Raw genomic sequence first — 26,084 nt, forward strand, 5'->3', positions numbered from 1 at the left:
TTGTCCGCCTGCCGAGTGTTCCCCTTGATCCGTGATTCCGCACGGGACACGCACTACCGCCGGTAGGTGCTGGGCCACTGCACGCGGAGTCGGCGGACGAGGCCGTCGGGCTGGCGCTGCAGCCGGCCCGTGATCAGCCCCTCGTGCAGGCCTTCGGCCAGCAACTGATGGATCCGGGGCTTCGCCGCGGGCAGCTGCACCCCGTTCGGGGCCACCTCGCCCAGGGTCCGCCGGACGTTCTCCGGCAGGGACTTCAGTCCCCGCGCGATGCCCTCGTTGAGCGTCTGGGTCAGCCCCGAGGCGAAGCCGGGCGTCAGCGCCAGGTGCTCCTGGGCCAGCCGGAGCAGTTCCTCGTCCGGCATCCCGCGGTCTTCCGGCAGCAGGAACCACAGGGCGTTGGCGACCTCCACTGGGGGGATGTCCTGCGCCTGCAGGTCCGCGCCACGGCCGAAGGTGCGGTAGACGCCCCAGTACTCCACCACCGTGGCCGAGGGCCACAGGAACCCGTGCCGGTCGACGGTGTACCGGCGGGTCTGGATGACGCGGTCCAGCGCCTTCTGGGCCCGGTAGGCGTTGGAGGCTCCGCCGCTGCGCTCCCGCAGGGCCTTCAGGGCGGTCTCCCGGCGCAGCGGGTAGGCGGCGTCGAGGAACTCCTTGACGGAACGCTCGGCCGCCTTCGGGTCCTTGTCCAGCGATCCCAGCCGGGGCAGCACCGCCGCCTGGCCCCACCGCGGGTCCAGCAGGAACTGGGGGTGGGGGACCCGCAGGGCGCCGGGGTTGCTCCAGCCGGTGGAGCGCACCGCCCGGTCGGCATCCCGGTAGGCGTCCTCGAGCCGCTCCACGAGAAGCTCGAACTCCTGCAGGTCGGCCTCGGTCGGATTGAGGCCCGACGCCGGATCCCGGCTGCCGCTGGTGATCTCCCGTCCGGCGCGTCCCGGGGCCGGGGCCACGGAGCGCTCCAGCTCGGCACGGTCCCGCTGGGCGCGTTTGAGGGTCCCGGAGAAGCCGCGGACCACGGGGCTGGAGCGGTCCAGCCAGCCGGGGGCGGCCAGGGCGTCGCCGGGGCTGCGCTCGTAGCGGTCGGCGTCCAGGGTCACCTGATTGAACCGGCCCTCGAGCGCACGCCAGCGGTCCTGCCGTCCGTGGAGCTGGTGGCGCTGGAGGGCTGCCACCGACGCCCAGCCGCCCGCGCCGAGCACCACGGCGAGGACCATGACCAGGATGATCCAGATCTCCATGCTGTGGTGCTCCTCGGGTGGTGTCCCTGGGGCCGGGCTGCCCGCCGATTCAGGCTATCAAGGACCGGGTCCGGCTCCCCTCAGCCCCGCTCCTTCCAGCCCAGTTCCCGGGCGACCTGGACCCACTGGGTGAACAGGTGCGCGTTGTACTCGACCCCGAGCTGGTTGGGGTTGGCCAGCAGCAGGCAGTCGGCCGCCTGCACGGCCTCGTCGGCGCGCAGCAGCTCCACGACCTCGTCCAGGGGGCCGGAGTACGTGGGTCCGCTGCGGGCCCTGCTACCCTCGAGCTGGCCGGAGGAGTCGGAGCGCTCGCGGCGGCCGCCGAAGTACATGTCGTCCTGGGCGGAGACGATGGGGAACACCGAACGGGTCACGGCGGTCATCCCGCCGGTGGTGTGCCCCGAGGCCGCGTAGGCCTGCCGGTACTGGGCGATCTGGTCGGCCTGCTGGACGTGGAAGGGGCGGCCGTCGTCCTGCAGCAGCAGGGTGGAGGAGAGCAGGTTGTAGCCCTGCTCCCCGGCCCGGACGCCGGAGGTGGTGTTGCCGGAGCCCCACCAGATGCGGTCGGCCAGGCCCGGGGACTGCGGCTGGATGGACAGCTTCTCCTGGCCCGGCTGCGCCCAGCCGGAGTCCGGGTCGGCGTGGGCCACCATCGCACCGGAGATGGCATCCCGGAACCGCTGGCCCCGGGCCTGGGCCAGCTCGGACCAGGTCTGCCCGGGGTCCAGGTCATAGCCGAACTGGTGCTGGCCGTCCCGGGCGGCCTCGGGGGAGCCGCGCGAGATCCCGAGGTGGAGCCGCCCGCCGGAGATGAGGTCCGCCGTCGCCGCCTCCTCGGCCATGTACAGGGGGTTCTCGTACCGCAGGTCGATCACGCCGGTGCCGAGGTCGATGGTCTTCGTGGCCGCGCCCATGGCGGCGAGCAGCGGGAACGGCGCGGAGAGCATGTTCTGGAAGTGGTGGGACCGGACCCACGCCCCGTCCATGCCGGCCTCCTCGGCGGCCACGGCCATCTCGATGGTCTGGCGCAGCGTGGCGCCGGCGTCCGGCGTGCGGGAGCCGGGCACCGAGCTCCAATGCCCGAAATTCAGGAATCCGATCTTCTTCATGACAGCAAGAACATCACGGTGACCGGGGTTCTTCCAGCGTTGGCCTGTGGCGTTGGCCTCCGCCGGTGGAGGGGTCCAGCGGAAGCCGCCCCGTTCTGGGATAATCAGTGGAATGACTGCCGTGACCGACGCTTCCCAGCGCACCGAATCCACGGCCCGGACTCCAGAGCGCCTGAACCTGCCCGCCCTGCAGCTGGGCCCGTTGACCATCGAGACCCCCGTGGTGCTGGCCCCCATGGCCGGCATCACCAACACCGCGTTCCGCCGCCTCTGCCGCGAGTACGGCGGCGGACTGTACGTCTCCGAGATGGTGACCGCCCGCGCCCTGGTGGAGCGCCGGCCCGAGTCCCTGCGGATCATCCACCACGATCCGGACGAGACCCCCCGCTCGGTGCAGCTGTACTCCGTGGACCCCGTCACCACCGGCCGCGCCGTGCGCATGCTGGTTCAGGAGGACCGGGCGGACCACATCGACCTGAACTTCGGCTGCCCCGTCCCCAAGGTGACCAAGCGCGGCGGCGGCTCGGCCCTGCCCTGGAAGTCCGAGCTCTTCGCCTCCATCGTCGGCGCCGCCGTGCGCGAGGCCGCGAAGAAGGACATCCCGGTGACCGTGAAGATGCGCCGCGGCATCGATGAGGACCACCTGACCTATCTCGATGCCGGCCGCACCGCGCGGTCCCTGGGCGTGGCCGCCGTGGCCCTGCACGGACGCACCATGGAGCAGCACTACTCCGGGACGGCCGACTGGGACGCCATCGCCCGGCTGCGCGAGGCCCTGCCGGACATCCCGGTGCTCGGCAACGGGGACATCTGGTCCGCCGAGGACGCCATGGCGATGGTGCGGCACACCGGGGTGGACGGCGTGGTCATCGGCCGCGGCTGCCAGGGGCGGCCGTGGCTGTTCGGAGACCTGCAGAACGCCTTCGAGGGCTCGGACGAGCGCTTCCGCCCCGGGCTGGCGAAGGTCGCGGACACGTTCTACCGGCACGCCGAGCTGCTCGTGGACACCTTCGGCGGGGATGAGGGCAAGGCCCTGCGGGACGTCCGCAAGCACGTGGCCTGGTACTTCAAGGGCTACCAGGTGGGCGGGGAACTGCGCGCCCAGCTCGCCCAGGTCCCGGACCTGGCCACCCTGCGGGATCTGCTGGACGAACTCGACCCGGACGCCCCGTACCCCGGCCCGGACGCCGAGGGGCCGCGCGGCCGCGCCGGCTCGCCCAAGCGCCCCCACCTGCCGGAGGGCTGGCTGGATTCCCGGGAGCTCAACGCCGAGCAGAAGTCGCTCATCCAGGCGGCCGAGCTGGACGTCTCCGGTGGCTGACGAGGCGATCGGGCCGGCGTCGGCCCCGGGTCTCGCGCGCCGGGTGCCGGCGCGCCGAGCCCATCAAGCGGTGCTGTTCGGTCCCGAGGGGCGGCCGCCCTACGCGGGCCGTCCCGCCGAGCTGCCCGGCTACGCGCCGTCCGACCGGGAGCGCTGGCACCCGGAGCCGCCCAAGAGCACCTATCGATCGGACTTCGAGCGGGACCGCGCCCGCATCCTGCACTCCTCGGCGCTGCGCCGGCTCGGGGCCAAGACGCAGGTGGTGGCCCCGGACGAGGACGACTTCGCCCGCACCCGGCTGACGCACTCCCTCGAGGTGGCCCAGGTGGGCCGCGAGCTCGGGCGCTCGCTCGGCTGCGACCCGGACATCGTCGACGCCGCGTGCCTGTCCCACGACCTCGGCCACCCGCCCTTCGGGCACAACGGGGAGACGGCCCTGGACGCGCTGAGCCAGGACATCGGCGGCTTCGAGGGCAATGCCCAGACCCTGCGGCTGCTCGCCCGGCTGGAGACGAAGAAGTTCTTCGACGACGGTCGCTCGGCCGGGCTGAACCTCACCCGGGCCTCCCTGGACGCCTCCTGCAAGTACCCGTGGACGCGGGAGGAGGCGCCGCTGAGGCCGGACGGCAAACGGTCGCGGAAGTTCGGGGTCTACGCGGACGACCTGCCGGTCTTCGCCTGGTTCCGCCGCGGCGCGACGGGGGCCCGGAAGTCCATGGAGGCCCAGGTGATGGACCTGGCGGACGACATCTCCTACTCCGTGCACGACGTGGAGGACGGGATCGTCAACGGGCAGTTCCAGCTGCACTGGCTGGCCGACCCGGACCACCGGACGCTCGTGGTCGAACGCACCCTCGAGTGGTACCTGCCCCAGACCGACCCGGCCGAGGTCGAGGCCGCGCTGTCCCGGCTCGAGGGGACCCCCGTGTGGGTGCGCCAGGCGGACGGCACCCGCCGCTCGCGGGCCGCCCTGAAGGACATGACCAGCCAGCTGATCGGCCGGTTCTCCAACGCGGCCTTCGATGCCACCCGTGAGGTCTTCGGCAATGAGCCGCTGACCCGGCATGAGGCGGACGTGGTGGTGCCGGCCGAGACGGAGATCGAGATCGCCACCATGAAGGGGATCGCCGCGGCCTACGTGATGAGCTCCGAGGCCCGCCAGCCCCTGTACGCGCGCCAGCGGGAGATCCTGACCGAGCTCGTCGAGCTGTTCTGGGACTCCGGGGACCGCTACCTGGACCCCCTGTTCGCCGGCGACTGGCGCGAGGCCGCGGACGACGCCGCCCGCCGCCGCGTGGTGATCGACCAGGTGGCCTCACTCACGGACTCCACGGCCATCGAGTGGCACTCGACCCTGGTGCGTGGCGAGCCGTTCCGGCGCAGCTGGGTCTGACGTTCCAGGACCGCCCACCCCTCGCGAGCGTGGCATCATCGTGGCACGATCAATGTATGACAAGGGCGAGGGCCAATTCCGCGGTTGACCGCGCCTATCTGGAGGCCTATCGGGAGAGACCGGCGGACTCAATGGACGAGTGGGGCAGTCTGTCTGACTTCCTAGACGCTGCGGCCACTACGTCGTGGCTGCCGCCGCCTCGTTGCGCTTCACGATCTCGGTGATCCAGGTCGGGGCGAACGGGGAGGTGCAGTTCGGGGGCGTGGGATAGTCCTTGAGCACCTCGAGGCGCTCGCCGATGGCCAGCGCCCGGTCCCGCAGGCCCGGGTTCTCGATCCCGATCGCGGCCAGTGTGTTGTTCATGGACCACTGCAGGTCCTTCGGGGCATCCTGCATCCGCGCCTCGATGGTGTCCAGCAGCGCGGGCAGGTCCAGGACCTCGGGCTTCTTGTAGACCTGGTGGCTGATGAGGTCCCAGCCGGCGGCGGCCACCAGCTGGTCCGGGTCCTCGGTCCACAGCTCCCGGAGTTCCTCCAGGTGGGGGCTCTTCTTGGCCACGTAGTTCACCAGCCAGTCATGGACCTTGGGAGCGCGTCCCTGACGGATCATCGCGTCCAGCTCGCCGACGCCGAACCTCTTCGGCGAGCAGATCAGCAGCGCGACCAGCCGCGTGGCGGTGTCCCCGGTGGCCCAGAGCTCCAGGGCGACGTCGTGCCGGGGCGCGGGCGGGAGCTTCACGGACTTGGCCACGCCGCGCAGCTTCGTCAGGTTCACGCCGTGGTCATCGCCGCGCTTCTCGTTCGCAACGCGCATTTTCGGATCCTCGAGGGCAGCCAGCTCGGCCTGCACCGCCTCGACGGTGGGGTGGATCTCAGTCTGGGCGGTGGTGGCCATGGGGACCATCGTAGGCCCGGACCAGCGCCGGAAGCACCTGCCCGGCGGCCCCGCGCAGGTGCACGGAGGCCGCGGTCGAGAACTCGGTGACCTCCGGATTGACCTCGACGACGGCGGCGCCGACTCCCAGCGCCGCGTATGGCAGGGAGGCGGCGGGCTGAACGGTGGCCGAGGTCCCGACGACCACCGCCAGGTCGCACTGCTGAAGGGCGGCGAGCGTGCGCTCCAGGGCACCCGCCGGGAGCATCTCCCCGAACCACACGATCCCCGGCCGCAGCATCCCGACCCCGCAGGCCGCGCAACTGGGCGGGGCGACGCGGCGCATGGATTCCAGGTCCGGCGCGGAGCCCGCATCCCCCTCCGGCGCCGCGCCCGGATCGTGCTCGGCGGGCGCACCGCAGTCGGCGCAGCGGTACTCGAACAGGGAGCCGTGCAGGTGCGCCAGCACCTCGGCGCCGGCGCGTTCGTGGAGGTCGTCCACGTTCTGGGTCGCGATGGTGAGCGAGTCGCCGGAGGCGGCCAGCCGCCGCTGCCACGCGGCCACCGCGAGGTGTCCGGCGTTCGGCGTGCAGGACCGGACCAGCCGGGCGCGCCACTGGTACCAGGACCACACCAGCTCGGGGTCGGACCGGAACGCGTCCTCGGTGGCCAACTGCTCGGAGGAGTAGCGCTCCCAGAGCCCGGTCTGCGCCTCCCTGAAGGTGGGCACGCCGGACGCGGCGCTCAGGCCGGCCCCGGAGAGCACCACCACGCGCCGCGCGGCACGGGCCAGTGCGGTCGCCTCGGCCAGGTCGGGGATCGGCTCGGGTTCCATGGGCCCATCCCATCAGGTTTCGCCCCGCCTCGCGCCCGTGGGCGGCGTCTCGCCGGGCTGTGACTCCGATGACATAGATTCGTATACGTAAGGTACAGTGTTCAACGAGTTTGTGAGCGCCGCCATGGACTGCCATGACACAGGACTCGTCCCTGAACCCGTCCGCGTCGCTGCCGAACCGCCGTCGTCGTATCCCCCGGAGGCCTCATGTCCACGTCCACCACCGTCCGCCCCGGCGCCGGAATCCACCGCCCCCCGGTGCTGCGCGGCCGCGCCTGGGTGGCGCCCCTGTGTTGGTTCGCCGTGCTGCTGGACGGCTTCGACGCCGTCGTCCTCGGCGCCATCATGCCGATGATCACCTCGGACGCGTCCATGGGCATCGACAACGGCACCGGCACCGTGATCGCCACGGCGGGGCTGGTCGGCATGATGATCGGCGCCCTCGGCATGGGCTGGCTGACGGACAAATTCGGCCGCCGCAGGCTGCTCATCGGCGCGGTGATCGCCTTCTCCGCGCTGACCTTCGTCACCGGCTTCGCCCAGGACGCCACCACCATCGGCGTGCTGCGCTTCCTGGCCGGACTCGGCCTGGGCGGCTGCCTGCCCACCGGCATCTCCATGGTGACCGAGTTTGCGGGCGCCAAGAAGGGCTCCAACGCCACCACCTTGATGATGACCGGCTACCACGTGGGCGCCGTCATCACGGCGCTGCTGGCCCTCTGGGCCGCCGCCAACACCGTCTCCGGCTGGCGCGAGATGTTCTTCATCGGCGGGCTGCCCGCCCTGGTCCTCGTGCCGCTGATGTGGCGCTACCTGCCCGAGTCCCCGGACTTCCTGCTCTCCCAGGGGCGCACGGCCGAGGCCCGCCTGGTGGCCGAGCACTACGGCGTCGAGATCGACGAGGAGCCCGAGCGCGCCTTCGCCGACACCCCGGGGCGGGCGGAGGCCGAGAGGACCGGCGCCGCGCTGCTGCTGTCCGCCACGTACCGCCGCAACACCGTGTTCATGTGGCTCGCCTCCTTCATGGGCCTGCTGCTCGTGTACGGCCTGAACACCTGGCTGCCGCAGATCATGCGCGCCGCCGACTACGACCTCGGCAACTCCCTGGGCTTCCTGGTGGTCCTCAACGCCGGCGCCGTGATCGGCCTGGTCATCGCCGGCAAGGTGGGCGACGCCATCACCCCGCGCAACGCCGCCATCCTCTGGTTCATCGGCTCCGCGATCCTGCTGGCCGCCCTGGCCATCAAGCTGCCGCTGCTGGGCATCTACGTGATGATCTTCATCACCGGCTGCTTCGTGTTCTCCGCCCAGAACCTCGTCTACGCCTTCGCCGCCACCAACTACCCGCCGAAGGTCCGGGGCACCGCCCTGGGAATGGCCGCCGGCGTGGGCCGCCTGGGCGCCATCTCCGGCCCGATCATGGGTGGCACCATGGTGGCCGCCGGCATCGCCTACCCCTGGGGCTTCTTCGGCTTCGCGATCGCCGGAGCCCTGGGCGGGCTGGCCGTGACCGGGATGCGCACCCTGCGCCGGGACCAGCGCAAGGACCAGAAGCACGACGCCGGCCCGGTCGCCGACCAGCCCCAGCGCACCACCGCGGGGGTCTGAGGACCGACCGACGCTGTGGTTTCTCGTCTGACGGCCCTACCGTCATCGGCTGGACTTCTCGTCATCGGACGCTCCGACGAGAAGTCCAGCCGATGACGGTTGATGTGGCCGCAGTGCTGGCGCTGGGTGGTGAGCTGGAGGAACGGCACGCGGCCAGCCAGGGGAGGGGCACGTGCTCAGCCGGGATCTGTGGACGAGGGGACCGGGGCGGCGGGACGGGAGCCTAGACTGGGCCCATGGCAGGACTGATCAAGCGCGAGGACATCGACCTGGTCCGCGAGCGATCGGACCTCAAGGAGATCGTGGACGCGTTCGTGACGCTCCGCAGCGCCGGTGTGGGTTCCTACAAGGGCCTGTGCCCCTTCCATGACGAGCGCAGCCCCTCCTTCCACGTGCGGCCCTCGGTCGGCAGCTACCACTGCTTCGGCTGCGGCGAGTCCGGGGACGTCATCGCGTTCCTGATGAAGATGGAGCACACCACGTTCGCCGAGACGGTCGAGCGCCTGGCCGCGAAGGCGGGCATCGAGCTGCACTACGAGGATGGCGGCACGGGCCCGGACCGGGAGCAGGTGGGCCGGCGCCAGCGGCTGCTCGAGGCCAACAAGGTCGCCGACGAGTACTTCCGCTCCCAGCTGGCCACCCCCGGGGCGGCCACCGGGCAGCAGTTCCTGGCCGGCCGAGGCTTCACCTCCGAGCACGCCCACCAGTTCGGCGTGGGCTACGCGCCACAGGGCTGGGACCACCTGCTCAAGCACCTGCAGCGCAAGGGCTTCCGCGAGGACGAGCTCAGGCTCACGGGCCTGTTCTCCGAGGGCCAGCGGGGGATCTATGACCGCTTCCGCGGCCGGCTGGTCTGGCCCATCCGGGACATGACCGGCGCGACGATCGGCTTCGGCGCCCGCAAGCTCTTCGAGGAAGACCCGGGTCCCAAGTACCTCAACACCCCCGAGACGCAGCTCTACAAGAAGTCCCAGGTGCTCTACGGCATCGATGCGGCCAAGCGGAACGTGGCCAAGAAGCGCCAACTCGTGGTCGTGGAGGGCTACACGGACGTCATGGCCGCCCACCTGTCCGGCGTGGACACCGCGGTGGCCACGTGCGGCACGGCGTTCGGCTCTGAGCACGTCAAGATCGCCCGCCGGCTGATCTCGGACGACGGCACCGGGGGGGAGATCATCTTCACCTTCGACGGCGACGCGGCCGGGCAGAAGGCCGCGCTGCGCGCCTTCGAGGAGGACAGCAAGTTCCTGGCCAAGACCTTCGTGGCCGTGGAGCCGAGTGGCATGGACCCCTGCGACCTGCGCCAGGAGAAGGGGCCCGAGGCCGTTCTCGCCCTGATCGACTCGCGGCGACCGCTGTTCGAGTTCGCCATCAAGGCCGGCATGAGGAACTTCAACCTGGACACCGTGGAGGGCCGCACCGGCGCGCTGCGCCATGCCGCCCCCATCGTGGCCGGCATCCGGGATTCCGTCGTGCGCCCGGGCTACGAGCGGGAGCTGGCCGGGTGGCTCGGTATGGACCCGGACACCGTGCACCGCGCGGTGGCGGGCGCCCAGCGCTCCGCCGCCGGGCCGTCGTCGGGCACCCGCCGGGAATTGGCACCCGGGCCCGACGCCGGCCGGGCACCGGGGGAGGGCGGGCCCGGCTTCCAGCGCCCGGACACCCGCGACCCCGCGGCCCGGATGGAGAAGGAGGCCCTCGAGGTGGTGCTGCAGCAGCCGACCCTGCTCTCGGCGGAGCAGTGGCAGGCCTTCTACGCCGCCGACTTCAAGGTGCCCGCGTTCGCCGTCCTCCACTCCGGGATCCGCGCCGCCGGCATGGCCGGGGCGACCCCGTCCCAGTGGGTCGAGCAGGTGCGCCAGGAGGTCCCGGTGGAACTGGGCTCGCTGGTCAGCGAACTCGCGGTGACCCCGCTGCCGGCCCGCACGGACGATGACCTGGTGCGGTACTGCCGGGACATCATGAACCGGCTGTTCGAGCTGCAGATCACCCACCAGAAGGGCGACCTCATGGGCCGCCTGCAACGGTTGGGACCCGCCGGGGACCCGGAGGAGTTCGCGGCGCTCAACCGCCAGCTGATGGACCTGGAGGCCAAGCGCCGCTCACTGCGCGCTCGCGACTGACGGGTCAGTGGCCCTGCGTGACCTCGCCCGTGGCGGCATCCACGGAGAGCTCGTCGCCGTCATCGCCCCCGTCCCGGTCCAGGTCGACCTCCCAGCGCAGGGTGCCGTTGTCCTCGTCGAGCTCCATGCTGTCGATGCTCTGGTCGTCACGGCCCTCCAGGGCTGCGCGGGCGGCCTCCTCGGCCGTCACCTGGGCCTCACCGGCGCGGCGGACGTCGTCGCCGTCATCGTCGTCATCGTTCTCGCGGACCGAGCCGTCGGTGCTGACGTCGAAATCCACCACGCGGTCACCGATCACGGCCTCGAGGTCGAAGAACGTGTCGTCGTCCTCCCGGTCGACCTGCACGATGACGGCGTCGCTGTGCTCGGCCAGCAGGGCGTCGAGGGCCGCGAAGATCGGGTCCTCGCCCGTCGTGGTGGCCGCACCGTTGGAGGTGTTCGGGGAGGTGGTCGAGGCGGAGGGCGTTCCGGAATCGTCGGTGGCGGAAGGTGAGGAGGTCTCCGCGGTGGTGGGCGAGGTCTCGGCCGTCGCGGACGTCCCGCTGTCTGCCTCCGGGGTACCGTCATCGGCCACGGAACAGCCTGTCAGCAACGCCAGTGCCAGGACGCCGGTCCCGGACAGCGCGAGGGTCTTGGTGTACTTGCTGGGGGTTCCGGTGTGCTGTGTCATGGGCCCAGTCTCTCAAACCCGGATGAGCCGCGCATGAGAGGCCAGTGAAGCGGTCATGAGAGCCGGGTACGGCACAGGCCTCCCCTCCAGCGGACTGGAGGGGAGGCCTGTGAGATGCTCCCCCGACTGGACTCGAACCAGTAACCCTTCGATTAACAGTCGAATGCTCTGCCAATTGAGCTACGGGGGACCGTTGTCGCTGTTCGCCGAACAGCTGGACAGCGGGTTCCACTGTACCCAAGTTCGGCCGAACTGTGAAATCCGCGGGGCCGGCCGCCGTCGGGCCCGCAAGGCTAGAGTGCTCCGGTGACCACCCCCGCAGCCTCCGCCCCGTTGGCCCCGTCCCGCCGCTGGCTCCTGCTGGTCACCGTGAGCGCCGGGGTGCTGCTGATCACCCTGGACAACACCATTCTCTACACGGCGCTGCCGACGCTGACCGCGGAGCTCGGGGCCAGCGCCTCCGAGTCCCTGTGGGTGATCAATGCCTACCCGCTGGTGATGTGTGGGCTGCTGCTGGGTGCGGGCACCCTGGGGGACCGCTACGGGCACCGGCGACTCTTCCTGATCGGGCTCGTGCTCTTCGGGGCGGCCTCCCTCGTCGCGGCCTTCGCCCCGGACATCGCCGTCCTCATCGCGGCGCGCGCCCTGCTGGCCGTGGGGGCGGCGTGCATGATGCCCGCCACCCTGGCGCTGATCCGCATCGGCTTCGACGACGTGCGGCAGCGGAACGTCGCCATCGGCGTGTGGGGGAGCATCTCCCTGGTGGGGGCGGCCCTCGGGCCGATCATCGGCGGACTGCTGCTCGAGCACTTCTGGTGGGGTTCCGTCTTCCTCATCAATGTGCCGGTGGTCCTGGCCGCCCTGGTCCTGACGCCGTGGGTGGCCCCGCGCGGACGCGCAGACCGCTCCACACGCTGGGACGCCCTGAGCTCGGTCTACGCCATGGCCACGTTGGCGGGCGCCGTGTTCGCGATCAAGCAGGCGACCGGCCCGGATCCCTCCTGGCCGGTGCTGGCACTGTCCGCCGCCGTGGCGGCGGCCGGAGGCTGGGCCTTCACCCACCGCCAGCGGCGCCTCAAGGAACAGCTCAGGGCGCCGGTCCTGGACTTCGCCGTCTTCCGCAACCGGGCCTTCTCCGCCGGGGTCATCGCCGCGGCCTGCTCCATGTTCGTGATCGGCGGCGTCCAGCTCGTCACCACCCAGCGGTTCCAGCTCGTGGAGGGCTTCACGCCCCTGCAGTCCGGACTCCTCGTGGCGGCCGTGGCCGTCGGATCGCTGCCGGCCTCCCTCGCCGGCGGGGCCAGCCTGCACCGACTCGGGCTGCGCAGCCTGGTCTCCGGGGGATTCGTCCTCGCGAGCGCCGGCATGCTCGTGGCCGCCCTGAGCGCCACGGTCAGCGTCCCCTGGCTCGTGGCGGGCCTCGTGCTCACCGGGGCAGGACTGGGGGCCACCATGTCCGTGGCGTCCACGGCGATCATCGGCAACGTCCCGTCCCGCCAGGCCGGCATGGCCTCCTCCGTGGAGGAGGTGTCCTACGAGTTCGGCAACCTGTTGGCCGTGGCACTGCTGGGCAGCCTGGCCACCTTGATCTACACCGTCACGGTCCAGCTGCCGGCCGGGGCCCCGGCGGGCGCCGCGGACTCCATGTCCAGTGCCGTGGCCCTCGCCGGCGGCGATCCGGGCGTGCTGGCCGCCGCCGGCGCCGCTTATGACACGGCCTTCCTCTGGGTGCTGGCCATCGTCACCGCGGTCGTCGCCGGGGCGACCGGGGCCACCGGATGGCTGCTGCGCCGCTACGGTCCCGGCACGTCCGCCAGCGCTTACGAGGCCAACCACTAGGACCCGCCGGGAGGGCCTCCGAGGTCCAGGCGCGGCCACCCGCCAAGGTCCCGCAGCAACTGCCGATCATGCGTCGCCACCACCACAGCGGCCGGCGTGCCCAGCAGCGCCTCGGTGAGCTCGTCCACCAGCGGCGCCGAGAGGTGGTTGCTCGGCTCGTCCAGCAGCAGCACGTCCGGCCGCTCAGCCAGCTTCAGGGCTAGGTGCAGCCGGGACTGCTGACCGGCGGACAGGGCACCGGCTGGCGTGCGGAGGGCCTCGGCGTCCAGCAGGCCGGTGGCCCCCAGCGGGACCAGGTCCTCCTCGCGGTGGGTCCCGGCAGCCAGGAGCCGGTGCACGTGGCTCTGGTACAGCTCGTAGGCGAGCATCCGCGCGGGCCAGGACGGCGGTTCCTGGCCGAGCAGCGCGACCCGCGCCCCGGACAGGGTCCGCGCCTCGCCGGAATCCGGCTCGATCACGCCCGCGAGCACGCCGAGGAGGGTGGACTTGCCCGCCCCGTTCGGACCCGTGACGAGCAACCGCTCGCCGCCGGCCAGCCGCACGTCCACCGCGCGCTGAAGCCGGCCGGCCACCGTCGCCCCGCGGCAGTGCAGCAGGGGCTGCCCCGCACGGACCCGGAGCCCGGGGAAGGCGAGCCGCTGGGGAGGGACGGGCACCGTGATCCGGTGCGCGTCCAGTTCCGCCTGGCGCCGCTTCACCGCCTGCACGACGCCGGGCGCCCGGCTCTGGCGTTGATGCCTGCCATGGCCCTTCTCCGGCCGCCAGCCCGACTCCAGCCGATCGCGGGCCGCGCCGGCGGCCTCGGCCAGGCGGTGTTGCTCGGCCCGTTGGGCCTCGAAACCCTGCACCCAGCGCTCGCGGGCGGCCGCCCGGCCGGACTGCCAGCCTGCATAGCCGCCGGCGTAGAGCGCCGGCCGTCCGTCCTCGCTCGGGTCCAGGTCGAGGAACTCCTTGGCCACGTCCCGCAACAGGGTCCGGTCGTGGGTGACCACGGCCAGTCCGCCCGGGTGCTCGCGCAGCCGCTCGGTGAGGAAGTCCAGGCTCGGGGCATCCAGGTGGTTGCTCGGCTCGTCCAGCAGCAGAAGGTCATACCGGGACCCGAGGACGCAGGCGAGGCGGACCCGGTAGCGCTGTCCCACAGAGAGCTCGGACAGTGGCCGGGAACGCTCGGTCACGGCGCGCAGGCCGGCCAGGGCCTGGTCCACCCGCCGTTCGGCGTCCCAGGCGTCTAGCAGGGTGGCCGCCTCCAGCGCGGCGGCATAGTCGTCTGCGGCACCGTCCTCGCCACGGGCCAGTCCCTCGGCCGAGGCGTCCAGCGCGGCCAGCGCGGTCCGGGAGGGGCGGGTGGCCTCGCCGACGAGGGTGCCCACGGTCTGACCGGGCCCGGCGTCGAGGGTCTGTTCGACGATCCCGCACGTGCCCGCCCGGGTGACCGAGCCGTCGTCGGGCACCAGGGTTCCGGCGAGGACCTGCAGGAGGGTGCTCTTGCCACGGCCGTTCTCGCCGACGATCGCCAGCCGCGAGCGGGAGGACACCGTCACGCTGGCTCCGCAGAGGACCTCGCGGCCGCCGCGGACCACGCGCACGTCCTCGGCGCGCAGGTGTGCCGCGGCGCCGGCGGGCCAAGCCATCGGCGCGGTGAAGGGGGAGGGGGAGGGGGAGGGATGGGAAAGGGGATGGTGCACGGTACTGCCTTCGACTCGTCGTGGAGCCGGGCACGCCGAAGGCCCGCCCGGCGGGAACCGGGACGACGGTCGGGGTGGGGTGAGAGGGGCCGGCCGCCGTCAGCGGGCGGGGCGCAACCTCATCGAGGCGATACCGAGATCAAGCATGCGGGCCATTCTATCCGGAACGGACCGTCCGTCACCCCCCGGCTATCCTCGGACCATGACCCCCATTCCCGCGGTGCCGCCGCGTCCGGACGGACGTGGCCGGCCCTCGCGGGTGGTGCTGGTGTCCGTGGCCGCCGTCGTGCTGATCGGCCTGAACCTGCGGGCGGGGATCGCCTCCGCGGGACCGCTGTTCCACGCCCTGCAGGACCTGCTGGGCTACGGAGCCCTGGCCGCCTCACTGCTGCCCACCGTCCCGGTGCTGTGCTTCGCCGTGGCCGGTGCGGCCACCGCCTGGCTGGTCCGCCGGGTGGGGCTGGAGCCGGCCATCGCCCTGGCCCTGCTGCTGCTGACCGGAGGCCTCGCCGCCCGCGCGGTGGACTCGACCCTGATGCTGATGGCCGGCACGGTTATCGGCATGAGCGGCCTGGCGGTGTGCAACGTGGCGATGCCCTCGTACATCCGCCAGCACCACACGGGACGGGCGGCCACCATGACCGCCCTATACACGGTCTCCATGACCATCGGGGCCACCACCGCCGCGGCGGTGGCCGTGCCGATCGCCGCCGGCCTCGGCTCGCCCACGCTCGGCCTGGCGGCGTGGGCGGTCCCCGCCGCGGTGGCCTTCGCCGTGTTCCTGCCGCTGGCCATCCGCAGCCGGCTGGCCGATGACTGGGCGGCGCGCCAGGGCGTGCCCTATGTCTCACCCTGGCCGTTACTGAGGACCCGCAAGGGCCTGCTGTTCACGTCCCTGTTCGCCGCCCAGGCATTCCTGGCCTACGGCGTCCTGGGCTGGTACCCACACATCCTGGTCTCGCGTGGGCTGGACGCCACCACGGCCGGGCTGATGCTGGGGCTGATGCAGTTGGTGGGCATCCCCACCATGATGGTGCTGCTGGCGATGGCCGGGCGGCCCTGGCTCCTGCGGACGGCGTTCATGATCACCTGCGGCGCCTCACTGGCCGGTTACGTGGTGCTGTTGCTGGCGCCCGTGGACTGGGTCGTCGGGACCTCGATCCTGATGGGCCTGGGCTTCTGCGTCTTCCCCCTGCTGATGCTGCTGATCAGCCGTAGCGGGGACACCTCGGCGGAGACCACCGCCCTGTCCACGCTCGCGCAGTCGCTGGGGTACCTGGGCGCGGCCATCGGTCCTTTCGGCCTGGGGCTGATGAACGGGCTGCTGGGGGACTGGACGGCCGCACTCGTGGTGGTGCTGGCGGTGTCCGCGGTCCAGCTGCTGCTCAGCCACCGGGTGACCTCGGTCCCCCGGGCGGTCGGCGGGAGCTGAATCAGGGGTGCCTTGCCTTCGTTAGACCAGCCTTCCCTTCGGTGACATGGCGCTCCGGCAGCCCTACTGTGAACCCATGAAGCTCTCAGATGACCTCTTGAAGAAGTTCAACGAACAGATCACCCTCGAGTTGGAGGCGTCCCTGGTCTACCGTCAGCTGGCCATCGAGGCCGACGAACAGGACCTGACCGGCATGGCCGCCTGGCTGCGGCACCAGGCGGACGAGGAGATCGTCCACGCCAACAAGTTCATCGATCACGTGGTGGACCGGGACAACCACGCCGAGATCGGTGCCATCCGTGCCCCGGAGGTCATGCGGGGGCTCTCACCCCTGGCCATCTTCGAGGCGTCCCTGGCCCACGAGGTCAAGGTGTCCAACGCCATCCGGGACCTGTACCGCGAGACCGAGGCCGCCGGGGACCTGGACTCCCGCCCGCTGCTGAACTGGTTCGTGGATGAGCAGATCGAGGAGGAGGCCACCGTCAGCGAGATCGTCGGCCGGATCAAGCTCATCGGTCACGACGGCGCCGGCCTGCTGCGCCTGGACGCCGAGCTCGGCTCACGCTCCGTGGGCACCACCGAGGCGGACTGACGCGGACCCCGGCAGGACGCCCGGCGGGGGCATGGAAGAGCCGGTGCCGCCCTAAAGGGGGGTGGGGCGGCACCGGCTTGGTTCGACTCTACCCCAGTCACTTGAACAGTCAATCGTGCACGAACGGGGCCCGGACGGTCGGTGGTAGGTTTGACCTGCCCGGTCCCGCCCGGGCCAGCACCGTTTTCCAGCCGTAGACCACAGGGAAGGCAGTCCTCCATGGCCAACCAGGGTTCTCCCCGCGTTTCGGACCAGACTCGCTCCAGCTCTTTGACCGACGTGGTCACCACGGCGGTCCGTCTGCTCCCGCTGCAGCTCAAGGACGAGCTGACCATGGCCAAGGGCCAGATGACCAAGAAGGGGATCACCGTCGGGATCGGCGTCGGCCTGGCCGTCGTCGGGCTCGTGTTCCTGTTCATCATGTCCGTGTCCCTCATCGTCGCGATGATCGGCGGCTTCGCCCAGGACCGTCCCGTCTGGTTCTCGGCTTTGATGGTGGCCGCCGGAGCACTGGTGCTCGCCCTCATCTTCATCCTGATCGGAGTGATGCGCGTCAAGGCGGCCCTGCCGCTGGTCCCGGCGGAGACCATCCAGGGCGTGAAGTACGACCTCGGCTACCTCAAGGAGGGCAACGCCTTCGACCCGGCGGAGTTCGATCGCCTGGAGGCCCAGCGGGCCGAGGAGAAGAAGATCGCCGCCGCCCGCGAGGACGAGCGCCGCAAGGAGGCCGCCGCGGAGGACAAGGCGGCCAGGAAGCGCGGAGAGGCTCCCCAGAACGCCACCGTCCAGAGCCCCTCCCACGCGGAGTTGCGCCGCCGCACGCAGTTGCGCCGGCAGCACCTGGGGGACCTGCGCTCCGGGCTGGAGGAGAAGGCGGACCTCAAGTCCCAGTTCGCCGCCTTCACCTCCCAGGCCAAGCAGGGACCGGCCGCCGGCGCCGCCGGGCAGGACCAGACCTCGCCGACCGCACCGCACCATGCCGGGGCGCGGGCCGGACAGAAGGCCAACGACGCCGGCGAGTACGTGAAGGACCGGTGGCAGCCGCTGGCCCTGCTGGGTGCGGCGTCCACGGCCATCGCCGTCTTCGCCCGCCAGCTCAAGAAGTAACCGCGCCGCCAGGCGCGCGAGCAGATGCGGTTGATCGGTGCGGGCACCCGGGATGACGTCGACTACGTGGTCACGGATCGGTTCTGGACCATCCCCAACGGGATCACCCTCATCCGGTTCTGTCTCGTGCCGGTCTTCGTATGGCAGGTGGTCACCGAACAGTACCTGTCGGCGTTCCTCGTGCTGGCGGTGCTCTCCAGCACCGACTGGGTGGATGGGTACATCGCCCGGCGGTTCAACCAGATCTCCACGGTGGGGCAGTGGCTGGACCCCTTGGCGGACCGGCTCTCCCTGGTGGTCGTCGCCGTCACCCTCGTCGCCACGGGGATCGCGCCCTGGTGGCTGGTGGTCGGGCTGATCGTCCCGGACTGCATCCTGGCGGCAGCCGCCCTGGTGATGTTCCGTGGCAGCCCGGAGCTCGAGGTCACGGCGCTGGGGAAGATCCGCACGGCGCTGTTGCTGGCGGGAACCCCCGTACTGCTGTTGGCCCAGGTGCCCGGCCTCGCCGAGGCGCCCCTCACCGTGGCGGCCACGGTCCTGCTGGCGCTGGGGTGTCTCGGTCATGTGGGGGCCGCCGGCGACTATTTGGTGGGGTGCGTGCGCAAGTACCGTGAGCTGACCGCCCGCGGCGTGGATCCTCGAGACCGGGCCAGCTGGGCCACTCCATGAAGTGGCTGTCCATCCTGGCCGCCCTCGCGGCTGCCTTCTGCCTGGCCCTCGGCAGTGAACGCCAGTCCGTGGGGGTCCGCCGGCACGAGTCCACGCTCCGGCTGCACCCGCGCTCCGGGATCTTCACGCTCTTCCGTTCCCCGGTCTGGCTGGCCGGTGGAGCCCTCATGCTGGCGGGGATCGTCCTGAACGTCTATGCCCTGGCCACGGCGCCCCTGACCGTGGTGCAGCCGATCGGCGCCATCGCGGTGGTCATCACCACGGTGCTCAATGCCCGGATCCAGCACCTGCGGCTGAACCGAGTGACGATCTGGGCGATCACCGCCTGTGTGGCGGGCTCGGGCGGTTTCGTGCTCATCGCGATCGTGGCCACCGAGGAGAACCCGGCTCCCACCCTGGGCCAGGAGCGGACCACGGCGATCGTGGCCATCACCGCCACCGTGCTGTTCGCCCTCCTGGCGGTGATGGTCCGACGCCGGCCCAGCGCCTTCGTCTACATCCTCGGCGCGGGCGTGTTGTTCGGCTTCGTGGCCGTCTTCGTCCGGCTGGCCTCGATCCACCTGCTGCGCGGCGATGCGGGCGGGCTGGCCGGCATCCCCTGGTTCCACCTGGGAGTCATGGCCGGTGCCGGCCTGCTGGGGATCTACTTCGTCCAGATGGCCCACCGGCACGGGCCGCCAGACCTCGTGGTGGCCGGGCTGACGGTGGTCGACCCCATGGTCGCCGTGCTCACTGGGATCATCGTGCTGGGGGAACTGCAGCCGAATCAGCCCTGGTGGGTGGGTTGGTGCATGGCGGTGGCGGCCGGCGTTGCTACGCTCGGGGTGATCGCCCTGTCACGTCACCACCCGGACGTGATCAAGCGCCGGGAGTCGGCCCGCCGCGCCGCCAGCGTGACGGCGGAGGACTAGACCCGCGAGGCACCCACCACCACCTTCGCAAAGGAGCCACTTCCCCGTGACGGAAGCAGCCGACCGAAAGCTCACCGTCCTCATCGCGGCGGACACCTATCCACCGGACGTCAACGGAGCCTCGGTGTTCTGTTACCGGCTTGCCCGGGCCCTGCATGCGCGAGGCCACGAGGTGCACGTGGTGGCGGCCCGCAACGAGCCCGGCGCGGACTCCGTGGAGTACAACGACGAGGCCACCATCCACCGGCTGCAGTCCGTCAGGGCGTTCACCCACGAGTACTACCGGCTGGTGTTCCCGCGGCATGCCCGCTCGTCCATCGGCGCGCTGCTGGAGGAGATCCGCCCGGACGTGGTGCACGTGCAGTGCCACTACATGATCGGCGACGCGGCCATCACCGAGGCGGAGAAGCGGCGGGTCCGCACCATCTCCACCAATCACTTCATGCCGGAGAACCTGGAACCCTTCCTGCCGTTCCCGCAGTGGTTCCTGGACATCGTGTCCCGGAACTCGTGGAAGGACATGGGCCGGTTGATGCGCAAGACGGCCGCCGTCACCACGCCCACCGCCCTGGCCGCGCGGACCATGGCCGAGCACGCCGGCCTGGACCACGTGCTGCCCATCTCCAACGGCATCGACTCCTCGGCCTATGAGCTGGCGCCGGGGGAGACCATCGAACGTCCGGAGCACCCCACCGTCCTGTTCGTGGGACGGCTGGCCGTGGAGAAGAACGTGGATGTGCTCATCCGGGCGATCGGGGAGCTTGCCTCCACGGTGGACGCGCACCTGGAGATCGTCGGGGACGGCGAGCAGCGCACGTCCCTACGGGCCCTCGTGGAGGAGCTGGGGCTGCAGGACCGGGTGCACTTCCTGGGGCACATCAGCGACGAGGAGCTGCATCGGAGCTACCTGCGGGCCGATGTGTTCTGCCAGCCTGGCACGGCGGAGCTGCAGTCGCTCGTGTCCCTGGAGGCCATGAGCGCCTCCCGGCCCGTGGTCCTGGCCGATGCACTGGCCCTGCCGCACCTCGTCACGGACGGGGACAACGGCTACCTGTTCACCCCGGGGGATCCGCAGGACCTGGCCGCGAAGCTAGGGGCCGTGCTCACCGCCGACGCCGGCGAGCGGGCCCGGATGGGCCGGTCCTCGCATGAGCGCGCCGTGCAGCACTCCCAGGACAAGACGGTCGACCTCTTCGAGATGCTCTACCGCGGCGCCACCGTGGAGGAGGTCCGCGCCCAGCTCTAGCGCTGAGGTCTAGGATCGGCCCTGTGGAGTGGTTCACGCAGGTCCTGCCGGTCTGGCTGGCCGCGCCGGATGCGGAATGGGCGCGGCAGATCCTGCAGCGCGGGGTCGCCGCCCTGTACCTCGTGGCGTTCGTCTCCACCCTGAACCAGTTCCGCCCGCTGCTCGGGGAGCGCGGGCTGTTGCCGGCCACCGAGCTGCTGGCGGCCGGACGTCAGCGCGGGCCCACCCTGTTCCGCCGCTGGGGCTACAGCGACCCCAAGTTGGTGGCCGTGGCCGCCGCGGGGATCCTGGTCTCCGCGCTGCTCGTGGTGGGCCTGCCGCAGACCGGCCCGCCGTGGCTGCCCCTCGCCCTGTTCCTGGGGCTGTATGGGCTCTACCTCTCGGTGGTGAACCTCGGGCAGGTGTTCTACGGTTTCGGCTGGGAGATGCTCCTGCTCGAGGCCGGCTTCACGGTGGGCCTGCTCGGGTCCAACCAGGTCCCGCCGCCGGCACCGGTGATCATCCTGATCGCCTGGCTGGTGTTCCGGCTCGAGTTCGGCGCCGGCATGATCAAGATGCGTGGCGGCACCGAATGGCGCGACCTCACGGCGCTGGACTATCACCACGAGACGCAGCCGATGCCGAACCCGTGGAGCCGGCAGGCGCACCTCAAGCCGCGCTGGTGGCATCGCTGCGAGGTCATCGGCAACCACGTGGCCCAGCTCGGGGTGCCCTTCCTGCTCTTCCTGCCCCAGCCCGTGGCCTCGATCGGCGCCGCGGTGATCATCCTCACGCAGGGTTGGCTCGTGGCCACCGGGAACTTCGCGTGGCTGAACTGGGCCACCATCGTCCTCGCGGCCGGCCTGCTGGGAGATGGGGTGCTGCATGGCCTGTTCCCGGCCATCCCGGCGGATCTGGGGGCGGCGGCGGCGACGGCGGATCCCGGGACGATTCCGGCGTACTGGACCGTGATCGTGGTGGCCGGAACCGCCGGGTTGGTGGTGGCCAGCGTGCCGGCGCTGCGCAACCTGTTCTCGCCGCGGCAGCTGATGAACGCCTCGTTCAACCGCTGGCAGCTGGGCAACGCCTACGGCGCGTTCGGCTCGGTGACCAAGCGGCGCATCGAGGTCATCATCGAGGGCACTGAGACGACCACCGAGGCCGGCTTCGAGTCCGGAGCCGAGGGCCGGCCGCCGGACGACGACGCCGCGTGGCTCGCCTATGAGTTCAAGGGCAAGCCCGGAGACGTCCGGCGGCGCCCCCGCCTGGTGGCGCCCTACCATCTGCGGCTGGACTGGATGATGTGGTTCCTGCCGCTCGGCGGGATCCGCCAACGGTGGTTCTACGCCCTGCTCGCCCGGCTCCTGGCCGCGGACCCGGCGGTGCTGAGACTGTTGGACCGCGACCCCTTCGAGGGGCGCCGGCCGCGGTACCTCCGGGTGCGGACCTTCCGGTACCGCTTCGCCACGGCCGCCGAGCGCCGGGCCACCGGCCAGTACTGGATGCGCAGTGAGGGCCGCATCGTCGTCGAGCCCGTGGACGGCCGCTAGGATGGTTACTTGTGCGCCCGGCCCGGCCGGGCGCCGCGGGGCGTTAGCTCAGTTGGTCAGAGCACAGGACTCATAATCCTTTGGTCGCGGGTTCAAGTCCCGCACGCCCTACTTCTTGACGTTGAGCTGGGGACCGCCGGTGAAGGTGCCCTGCACGAGGGCGTACGCCTCCGCGAGCATGCGGGTCGACTTCGGGCTGTCCTGGGCCTGGACCTGCTCGGTGATCTTCTGCAGCAGGGCGGTGGCCGCCTCGTTCCGGGCTTCGGTGAACTCAGACATTCGCGGTGCTCCATTCTGTGGTCGTCCGGTCGGTCTGCCAGCCGGACTGGTTCAATCCACCGTAACAACCTCGGCGTGCGGTCCCGGTCCACCGGCCGGGCCGCCGGTTCCACTCAGCTGTACCGGCCGGCCACCGAGAGCATGTTGTAGGGGGAGTAGTCGATGCTCGTGATGGATACCCCCTCGTTCGGGTTGCGGGCATGGGCGATCTTGCCGTTCCCCACGTAGAGGGCGATGTGGTAGACCGACCCGCCGCTGGACCAGTAGACGAGGTCGCCCACCTGCACCTGGGACAGCGGCACGTAGCTGTCCGCAGCCTTGTACTGGTCGGCGGCCCGGCGCGGCAGGCCGTCCTTGCCGCCGGCGGCGAACGCTCCGATGATGAATCCGGAGCAGTCGTAGCCGTTCGGTCCGTTGCCGCCGTAGAGGTAGTAGGAGCTGGAGCTCTGGGCCTTGGCCGTGGCCCAGCTGGCGGCCTTGGTCTTCCACGCCGCCGTGGACCCGGAGGCGTTGCCGGCACCGTTCGGCAGCGGGCTGGTCACCGGCGAGGTGACATTCCCCCGGCCGGAGATGTAGGGGTGGGCGTTCTGGAGCATGATGGCCGTCTCGCCCCGGGTGATGTTCCGGGAGGGCTTGAAGTCGCCGTCCTTGTAGCCGTTGGCGATCCCCCGGGACTCGAGCCAGCTGGCCTCGTGGTAGAAGCTGCTCGACCAGCGCATGTCGTCGAAGGGGGAGTAGTTCGGCCCCTTCTGGGTGGCCCCGGCCAGGCGGTAGATGAAGGCCGCCATCTCTCCGCGAGTGACCGGGGAGTTGGGCCGGAACGTGCCGTCGGAACCACCCTTGGCGAACCCGCCCTGCGCCATCCAGGCGACGGAGGTGGAGTAGAAGGCGCCCGCGCCGGAGACGTCCGTGAAGTACGCGGCGCCGTTCTTCGGGTGGCTCGGGGTGGTCTGCCGGTAGAGGAAGGTGGCCACCTCGCCGCGGGTCACGGGTTTGCCGACGCCGAACGATCCGTCCGGATAGCCCGTGGTGATGCCCTGGCAGGCGAGCCAGGTCACGGGTGCATACTTCGGGGTTCCCCGGGGGACATCCGTGAAGGACGAGGAGGAGCACTGGGCCGCGGCGGCGGAGGGTGCCGCGGCCATCTGAGCGGTCAGTCCCGCGCCGGCCACGCCGGCGACGAGGGCCCCCGCCCCCAGGGCGGCGGCCAGTCGGTGGCGGAGGGTGTGGTGCTGCCGGAGGCGGCGTGCGGCTGAAGACACAGTGGTCCCCTTCAAGGGCGATCGCGAGCAGGACAGGGCCCACGCCGGACGGTCCGAGTCCAGGGGAAGACGCGCGGAGACGGTGACGAACGGGCGGAACACCTGTTGTGTGTCCGGGTGAATCGCAACCGTGATCGAGAATATCGCACCGTTATAGAAACGTCACCTTCAGATCCCGCCGGCGGGGTGAGAGATGTGCCTCAATGGCCCTCCGCGGCGCGCTCTCCCTTCCCGGTACCGTGGAGCCGTGCCCACCACCGAGGATCCCCTGCGCCTGTTCATGGACGCCCGCTACACCCGGACCGACTTCCATGACGGCATCTCCCGCTACGGCTCGAACCTGATCGCCGTCGTCGCCCGGATGTCGCCGGCAGTGGAGGTCACCCTGGTGATCTCGGACGAGGCGCAGCTCAACCTGCTGCCGCCGGGGCTGCCCTGGGTGAAGGCCACGGACCCGACCTCCCCGGCGGAGCCGCTCCTGGCCCGGCAGCTGAACCCCCACCGTCCGGACGTGGTCTTCTCGCCCATGCAGACCATGGGGTCCGCCGGCCGCGACTACGGGCTGATCCTCACCCTGCATGACCTGATCTACTACCAGCACCGCACTCCGCCCCGAGACCTTCCCGCCCCAGTCAGGCTGTTGTGGCGGGCCTTCCACCTCGCCTACTGGCCGCAACGGCTGGTGCTGGACCGCGCCGACGCCGTCGCCACGGTCTCGGAGACCACCCGGACCCTCATGCGCCGCCACCGGCTCACCAGCCGGGAGATCCGGATCGTCAGCAACGCGCCCCAGCCGGTCGCCTCGCCCCGCGACCCCGAGCTGCCCCCGGAGCGATCCCTCGTCTACATGGGGTCCTTCATGGAGTACAAGAACGTCGAGACCCTGATCCGGGCCATGGCCCACCTGCCCGGCTATCGGCTGCACCTGCTCTCCCGCGTCAGCGCCGACCGCGAGGCCCAGCTCGCCGCCGTGGGCCGGGCCGCGGGGGTCTCCGAGGACGCGGTGCTCTTCCATCACGGCACCTCGGACGAGGACTACGCGGCCCTGCTGCGGACGGCCACCGCGCTCGTCACGCTCTCCCGCGCCGAGGGGTACGGGCTGCCCCTGGCCGAAGCCATGGCCCACGGCACTCCGGTGGTCGTCTCCGACCTGGAGATCTTCCGCGAGATCGGAGGGCCCGACGGCGGCGCGGCCCGGTACGTGCCCCTGGGGCCCGAGCCGGTGGGCGGGGGACCGGCGGCCCCCGAGGGGGACGGCTCGCCCTCCGGGCTGGCGGCCCGCGTACTCGAGCTGGAGGCTCCGGGCGCCTTCGCCGAGGCGTCCCGTCAGGCGGTGGCGCAGGCGGCCTCCTTCAGCTGGGACGCCTCCGCCCGCGCCCTCGTGGACCTGGCCCGTGAGCTGGCCGGGAGGCGCTCGCGGGCCCGCCGGCGCGCCGAGTTCACCGCCTCGTACACCGGCTAGGTCACCGGCGGCCCGCCCTCGAGTGGCCAGAGCACGGACGGTCCGGACCATCCCAGCAGCACGAGCGGGTCGAGGTACCGGTCCCACGCCGAGCCGTCCACCACCCATGCGTCCGGGATCCGTACGCCCCAGTGCACACACCGCTGTGGGCAGTGGCCTGCCGCCTCACCGGCCGCCGGCACGGAGCCGATCACCTCGCCGGCGCTGACCGGATCGCCGACGGCCAGTCCCTCGGCCGCGGACACCGGCTCCAGGGAGGAGTACATCCCGTGGGCATGGGCCAGTGTGATCACGGGACGCCCGGCCACGTCCCCGGCGAAGTGCACCGTCCCGGCTGCCGGTGCCACCGCCTGGCCGCCCGGCGCGGCCCAGTCCGTCCCGCGGTGGCCGGCGGCCCAGGGCTGGGCCGGCGGGTCGAACGGCCGCAGCAGGTCCCCGGCGGCCGGCGGTGACCACGCGCCGTCCTGCACGGCCGTGCTGGAGGCGGTGACCACGGTCGGTGACCGAGGGGCCGGCCCGCCGGCCGGCAGGGCGAGCAGGAGCGCGAGGCCGATCAGGGAGGGCCAGGACCAAGGGGACATGCCCACCATCCTGACCGGCCGGCGTCGTGCGCGGGGTCCCGGCCGGGTGCGCTGTGGAGAGCGGGGGCCGAGGGGTCTGGTGTGGAGGAGCCGGCCGGTTCGGAACCGGGTGAGCGCTGGGGTAAGATCGACCCAGCAGTTGTGTGCCCGAGCCGCCAGTGGCGTGTCCTGGGGTGCATCGCTGACTACGCGTATGACTGATGCCGGCCCGTCACCAGGTTCGGCAGGTCCCCACCATCGGTCTCGACCTCGTCCGCGGACGAGGCCGGGTCAGCGTCGGGGATGCCGGGTTCGCCCGCAGACCATGCCAGGGACCGGAC

The 26,084-nt window shown here is 71.4% G+C and carries 22 protein-coding genes and 2 tRNA genes; 14 read left to right on the forward strand and 10 right to left on the reverse strand.

The genetic code is table 11. The features are described 5' to 3' along the window. Positions 1-53: 53 nt before the first annotated feature. A complete protein-coding gene (locus tag RE421_RS07955; RefSeq protein ID WP_309816974.1) occupies positions 54-1,238 on the reverse strand; it encodes a hypothetical protein in 1,185 nt (394 codons plus the stop codon). Positions 1,239-1,318: 80 nt separating this feature from the next. Continuing rightward, a complete protein-coding gene (locus tag RE421_RS07960) occupies positions 1,319-2,347 on the reverse strand; it encodes an LLM class flavin-dependent oxidoreductase (RefSeq protein WP_309816978.1) in 1,029 nt (342 codons plus the stop codon). 112 nt (positions 2,348-2,459) lie between these two features. Here RE421_RS07960 and dusB point away from each other — a divergent pair, with 112 nt between their 5' ends. Together dusB and RE421_RS07970 are read left to right on the forward strand one after the other, a co-directional pair. Further along, positions 2,460-3,668, forward strand: coding sequence for a tRNA dihydrouridine synthase DusB (gene dusB / locus RE421_RS07965; RefSeq protein WP_309816982.1), 1,209 nt, complete (start codon positions 2,460-2,462; stop codon positions 3,666-3,668). A 73-nt stretch (positions 3,669-3,741) separates the two neighbouring features. Further along, complete coding sequence (locus tag RE421_RS07970) at positions 3,742-5,061, forward strand: deoxyguanosinetriphosphate triphosphohydrolase (RefSeq protein WP_396134639.1); 1,320 nt, start codon at positions 3,742-3,744, stop codon at positions 5,059-5,061. A gap of 177 nt (positions 5,062-5,238) precedes the next feature. Here RE421_RS07970 and RE421_RS07975 read toward each other — a convergent pair whose 3' ends face one another. Beyond that, entirely contained in the window at positions 5,239-5,955 is a 717-nt protein-coding gene (locus RE421_RS07975) for a DNA alkylation repair protein (protein WP_309816984.1), read from the reverse strand. Further along, positions 5,933-6,769, reverse strand: a complete 837-nt coding sequence (locus RE421_RS07980) for an NAD-dependent deacylase (RefSeq protein ID WP_309816988.1) — start codon at positions 6,767-6,769, stop codon at positions 5,933-5,935. Before RE421_RS07980 ends, RE421_RS07975 begins: the two co-directional genes overlap by 23 nt. A gap of 207 nt (positions 6,770-6,976) precedes the next feature. On the opposite strand from RE421_RS07980, the gene RE421_RS07985 reads away from it, so the two are divergent. Both RE421_RS07985 and dnaG read left to right on the forward strand, forming a co-directional pair. Beyond that, positions 6,977-8,377 (forward strand): aromatic acid/H+ symport family MFS transporter, encoded by a 1,401-nt coding sequence (locus RE421_RS07985; RefSeq protein WP_309816990.1) that lies wholly within the window; start codon positions 6,977-6,979, stop codon positions 8,375-8,377. 236 nt (positions 8,378-8,613) lie between these two features. Beyond that, positions 8,614-10,500, forward strand: a complete 1,887-nt coding sequence (gene dnaG / locus RE421_RS07990; protein ID WP_309816992.1) for a DNA primase — start codon at positions 8,614-8,616, stop codon at positions 10,498-10,500. A gap of 4 nt (positions 10,501-10,504) precedes the next feature. Here dnaG and RE421_RS07995 read toward each other — a convergent pair whose 3' ends face one another. Both RE421_RS07995 and RE421_RS08000 read right to left on the reverse strand, forming a co-directional pair. After that, positions 10,505-11,170 (reverse strand): PepSY domain-containing protein, encoded by a 666-nt coding sequence (locus RE421_RS07995; protein ID WP_309808556.1) that lies wholly within the window; start codon positions 11,168-11,170, stop codon positions 10,505-10,507. Between the two features lie 117 nt (positions 11,171-11,287). Next, positions 11,288-11,360 (reverse strand) — tRNA-Asn (locus RE421_RS08000). A 116-nt stretch (positions 11,361-11,476) separates the two neighbouring features. Between RE421_RS08000 and RE421_RS08005 the strand changes: the two genes are divergently transcribed. Next, positions 11,477-13,009 carry an MFS transporter gene (locus RE421_RS08005; RefSeq protein ID WP_309808558.1) on the forward strand — a complete coding sequence of 511 codons (1,533 nt, stop codon included), beginning with the start codon at positions 11,477-11,479 and terminating at the stop codon, positions 13,007-13,009. Here RE421_RS08005 and RE421_RS08010 read toward each other — a convergent pair. Beyond that, positions 13,006-14,640 carry an ATP-binding cassette domain-containing protein gene (locus RE421_RS08010; RefSeq protein ID WP_396134640.1) on the reverse strand — a complete coding sequence of 545 codons (1,635 nt, stop codon included), beginning with the start codon at positions 14,638-14,640 and terminating at the stop codon, positions 13,006-13,008. The two genes, RE421_RS08005 and RE421_RS08010, sit on opposite strands and share 4 nt — an antisense overlap. A gap of 256 nt (positions 14,641-14,896) precedes the next feature. Between RE421_RS08010 and RE421_RS08015 the strand changes: the two genes are divergently transcribed. From RE421_RS08015 to RE421_RS08050, 8 genes are all read left to right on the forward strand, one after another. After that, the gene (locus RE421_RS08015; protein ID WP_309808562.1) at positions 14,897-16,126 is read left to right on the forward strand and encodes an MFS transporter; all 1,230 of its coding nucleotides are present in this window, start codon (positions 14,897-14,899) and stop codon (positions 16,124-16,126) included. A 76-nt stretch (positions 16,127-16,202) separates the two neighbouring features. Next, a complete protein-coding gene (locus RE421_RS08020) occupies positions 16,203-16,718 on the forward strand; it encodes a ferritin (protein WP_309808564.1) in 516 nt (171 codons plus the stop codon). Between the two features lie 279 nt (positions 16,719-16,997). Then, positions 16,998-17,825, forward strand: a complete 828-nt coding sequence (locus RE421_RS08025; RefSeq protein ID WP_309817196.1) for a phage holin family protein — start codon at positions 16,998-17,000, stop codon at positions 17,823-17,825. Between the two features lie 24 nt (positions 17,826-17,849). After that, positions 17,850-18,494, forward strand: a complete 645-nt coding sequence (locus RE421_RS08030; RefSeq protein ID WP_309808566.1) for a CDP-alcohol phosphatidyltransferase family protein — start codon at positions 17,850-17,852, stop codon at positions 18,492-18,494. Then, a complete protein-coding gene (locus tag RE421_RS08035; RefSeq protein WP_309808568.1) occupies positions 18,491-19,405 on the forward strand; it encodes a DMT family transporter in 915 nt (304 codons plus the stop codon). The genes RE421_RS08030 and RE421_RS08035 overlap by 4 nt, the downstream gene beginning before the upstream one ends. A gap of 46 nt (positions 19,406-19,451) precedes the next feature. Continuing rightward, the gene (locus RE421_RS08040; protein WP_309808570.1) at positions 19,452-20,651 is read left to right on the forward strand and encodes a glycosyltransferase; all 1,200 of its coding nucleotides are present in this window, start codon (positions 19,452-19,454) and stop codon (positions 20,649-20,651) included. 23 nt (positions 20,652-20,674) lie between these two features. Then, positions 20,675-22,180, forward strand: coding sequence for a lipase maturation factor family protein (locus RE421_RS08045; RefSeq protein WP_309808572.1), 1,506 nt, complete (start codon positions 20,675-20,677; stop codon positions 22,178-22,180). A 37-nt stretch (positions 22,181-22,217) separates the two neighbouring features. Further along, positions 22,218-22,291: transfer RNA gene (locus RE421_RS08050), tRNA-Ile, on the forward strand. On the opposite strand, the gene RE421_RS08055 is transcribed toward RE421_RS08050, so the two are convergent. Continuing rightward, on the reverse strand, positions 22,289-22,459 hold the full coding sequence (locus RE421_RS08055; RefSeq protein ID WP_309808574.1) for a hypothetical protein: 171 nt from the start codon (positions 22,457-22,459) through the stop codon (positions 22,289-22,291). The two genes, RE421_RS08050 and RE421_RS08055, sit on opposite strands and share 3 nt — an antisense overlap. 113 nt (positions 22,460-22,572) lie before the next feature. Then, positions 22,573-23,721, reverse strand: a complete 1,149-nt coding sequence (locus tag RE421_RS08060) for an S-layer homology domain-containing protein (RefSeq protein WP_309808576.1) — start codon at positions 23,719-23,721, stop codon at positions 22,573-22,575. 268 nt (positions 23,722-23,989) lie between these two features. Here RE421_RS08060 and RE421_RS08065 point away from each other — a divergent pair, with 268 nt between their 5' ends. Further along, complete coding sequence (locus RE421_RS08065) at positions 23,990-25,183, forward strand: glycosyltransferase family 1 protein (protein ID WP_309817199.1); 1,194 nt, start codon at positions 23,990-23,992, stop codon at positions 25,181-25,183. On the opposite strand, the gene RE421_RS08070 is transcribed toward RE421_RS08065, so the two are convergent. Then, on the reverse strand, positions 25,180-25,764 hold the full coding sequence (locus RE421_RS08070) for a M23 family metallopeptidase (protein ID WP_309808578.1): 585 nt from the start codon (positions 25,762-25,764) through the stop codon (positions 25,180-25,182). The genes RE421_RS08065 and RE421_RS08070 overlap by 4 nt on opposite strands. Positions 25,765-26,084: the final 320 nt, after the last annotated feature.

This window comes from Citricoccus sp. I39-566, assembly GCF_031432995.1.
Lineage (GTDB): Bacteria > Actinomycetota > Actinomycetes > Actinomycetales > Micrococcaceae > Citricoccus > Citricoccus nitrophenolicus_A.

Coding starts and splice junctions, on each gene's coding strand:
- RE421_RS07995 (WP_309808556.1), bottom strand. CDS start 11,170: ATGACACAGCACACCGGAACCCCCAGCAAGTACACCAAGACCCTCGCG.
- RE421_RS08055 (WP_309808574.1), bottom strand. CDS start 22,459: ATGTCTGAGTTCACCGAAGCCCGGAACGAGGCGGCCACCGCCCTGCTG.
- RE421_RS08035 (WP_309808568.1), top strand. CDS start 18,491: ATGAAGTGGCTGTCCATCCTGGCCGCCCTCGCGGCTGCCTTCTGCCTG.
- RE421_RS07980 (WP_309816988.1), bottom strand. CDS start 6,769: ATGGAACCCGAGCCGATCCCCGACCTGGCCGAGGCGACCGCACTGGCC.
- RE421_RS08070 (WP_309808578.1), bottom strand. CDS start 25,764: ATGTCCCCTTGGTCCTGGCCCTCCCTGATCGGCCTCGCGCTCCTGCTC.
- RE421_RS08030 (WP_309808566.1), top strand. CDS start 17,850: ATGCGGTTGATCGGTGCGGGCACCCGGGATGACGTCGACTACGTGGTC.
- dusB (WP_309816982.1), top strand. CDS start 2,460: ATGACTGCCGTGACCGACGCTTCCCAGCGCACCGAATCCACGGCCCGG.
- RE421_RS08015 (WP_309808562.1), top strand. CDS start 14,897: ATGACCCCCATTCCCGCGGTGCCGCCGCGTCCGGACGGACGTGGCCGG.
- RE421_RS08020 (WP_309808564.1), top strand. CDS start 16,203: ATGAAGCTCTCAGATGACCTCTTGAAGAAGTTCAACGAACAGATCACC.
- RE421_RS07975 (WP_309816984.1), bottom strand. CDS start 5,955: ATGGCCACCACCGCCCAGACTGAGATCCACCCCACCGTCGAGGCGGTG.
- dnaG (WP_309816992.1), top strand. CDS start 8,614: ATGGCAGGACTGATCAAGCGCGAGGACATCGACCTGGTCCGCGAGCGA.
- RE421_RS07985 (WP_309816990.1), top strand. CDS start 6,977: ATGTCCACGTCCACCACCGTCCGCCCCGGCGCCGGAATCCACCGCCCC.
- RE421_RS08010 (WP_396134640.1), bottom strand. CDS start 14,640: ATGGCTTGGCCCGCCGGCGCCGCGGCACACCTGCGCGCCGAGGACGTG.
- RE421_RS07955 (WP_309816974.1), bottom strand. CDS start 1,238: ATGGAGATCTGGATCATCCTGGTCATGGTCCTCGCCGTGGTGCTCGGC.
- RE421_RS07960 (WP_309816978.1), bottom strand. CDS start 2,347: ATGAAGAAGATCGGATTCCTGAATTTCGGGCATTGGAGCTCGGTGCCC.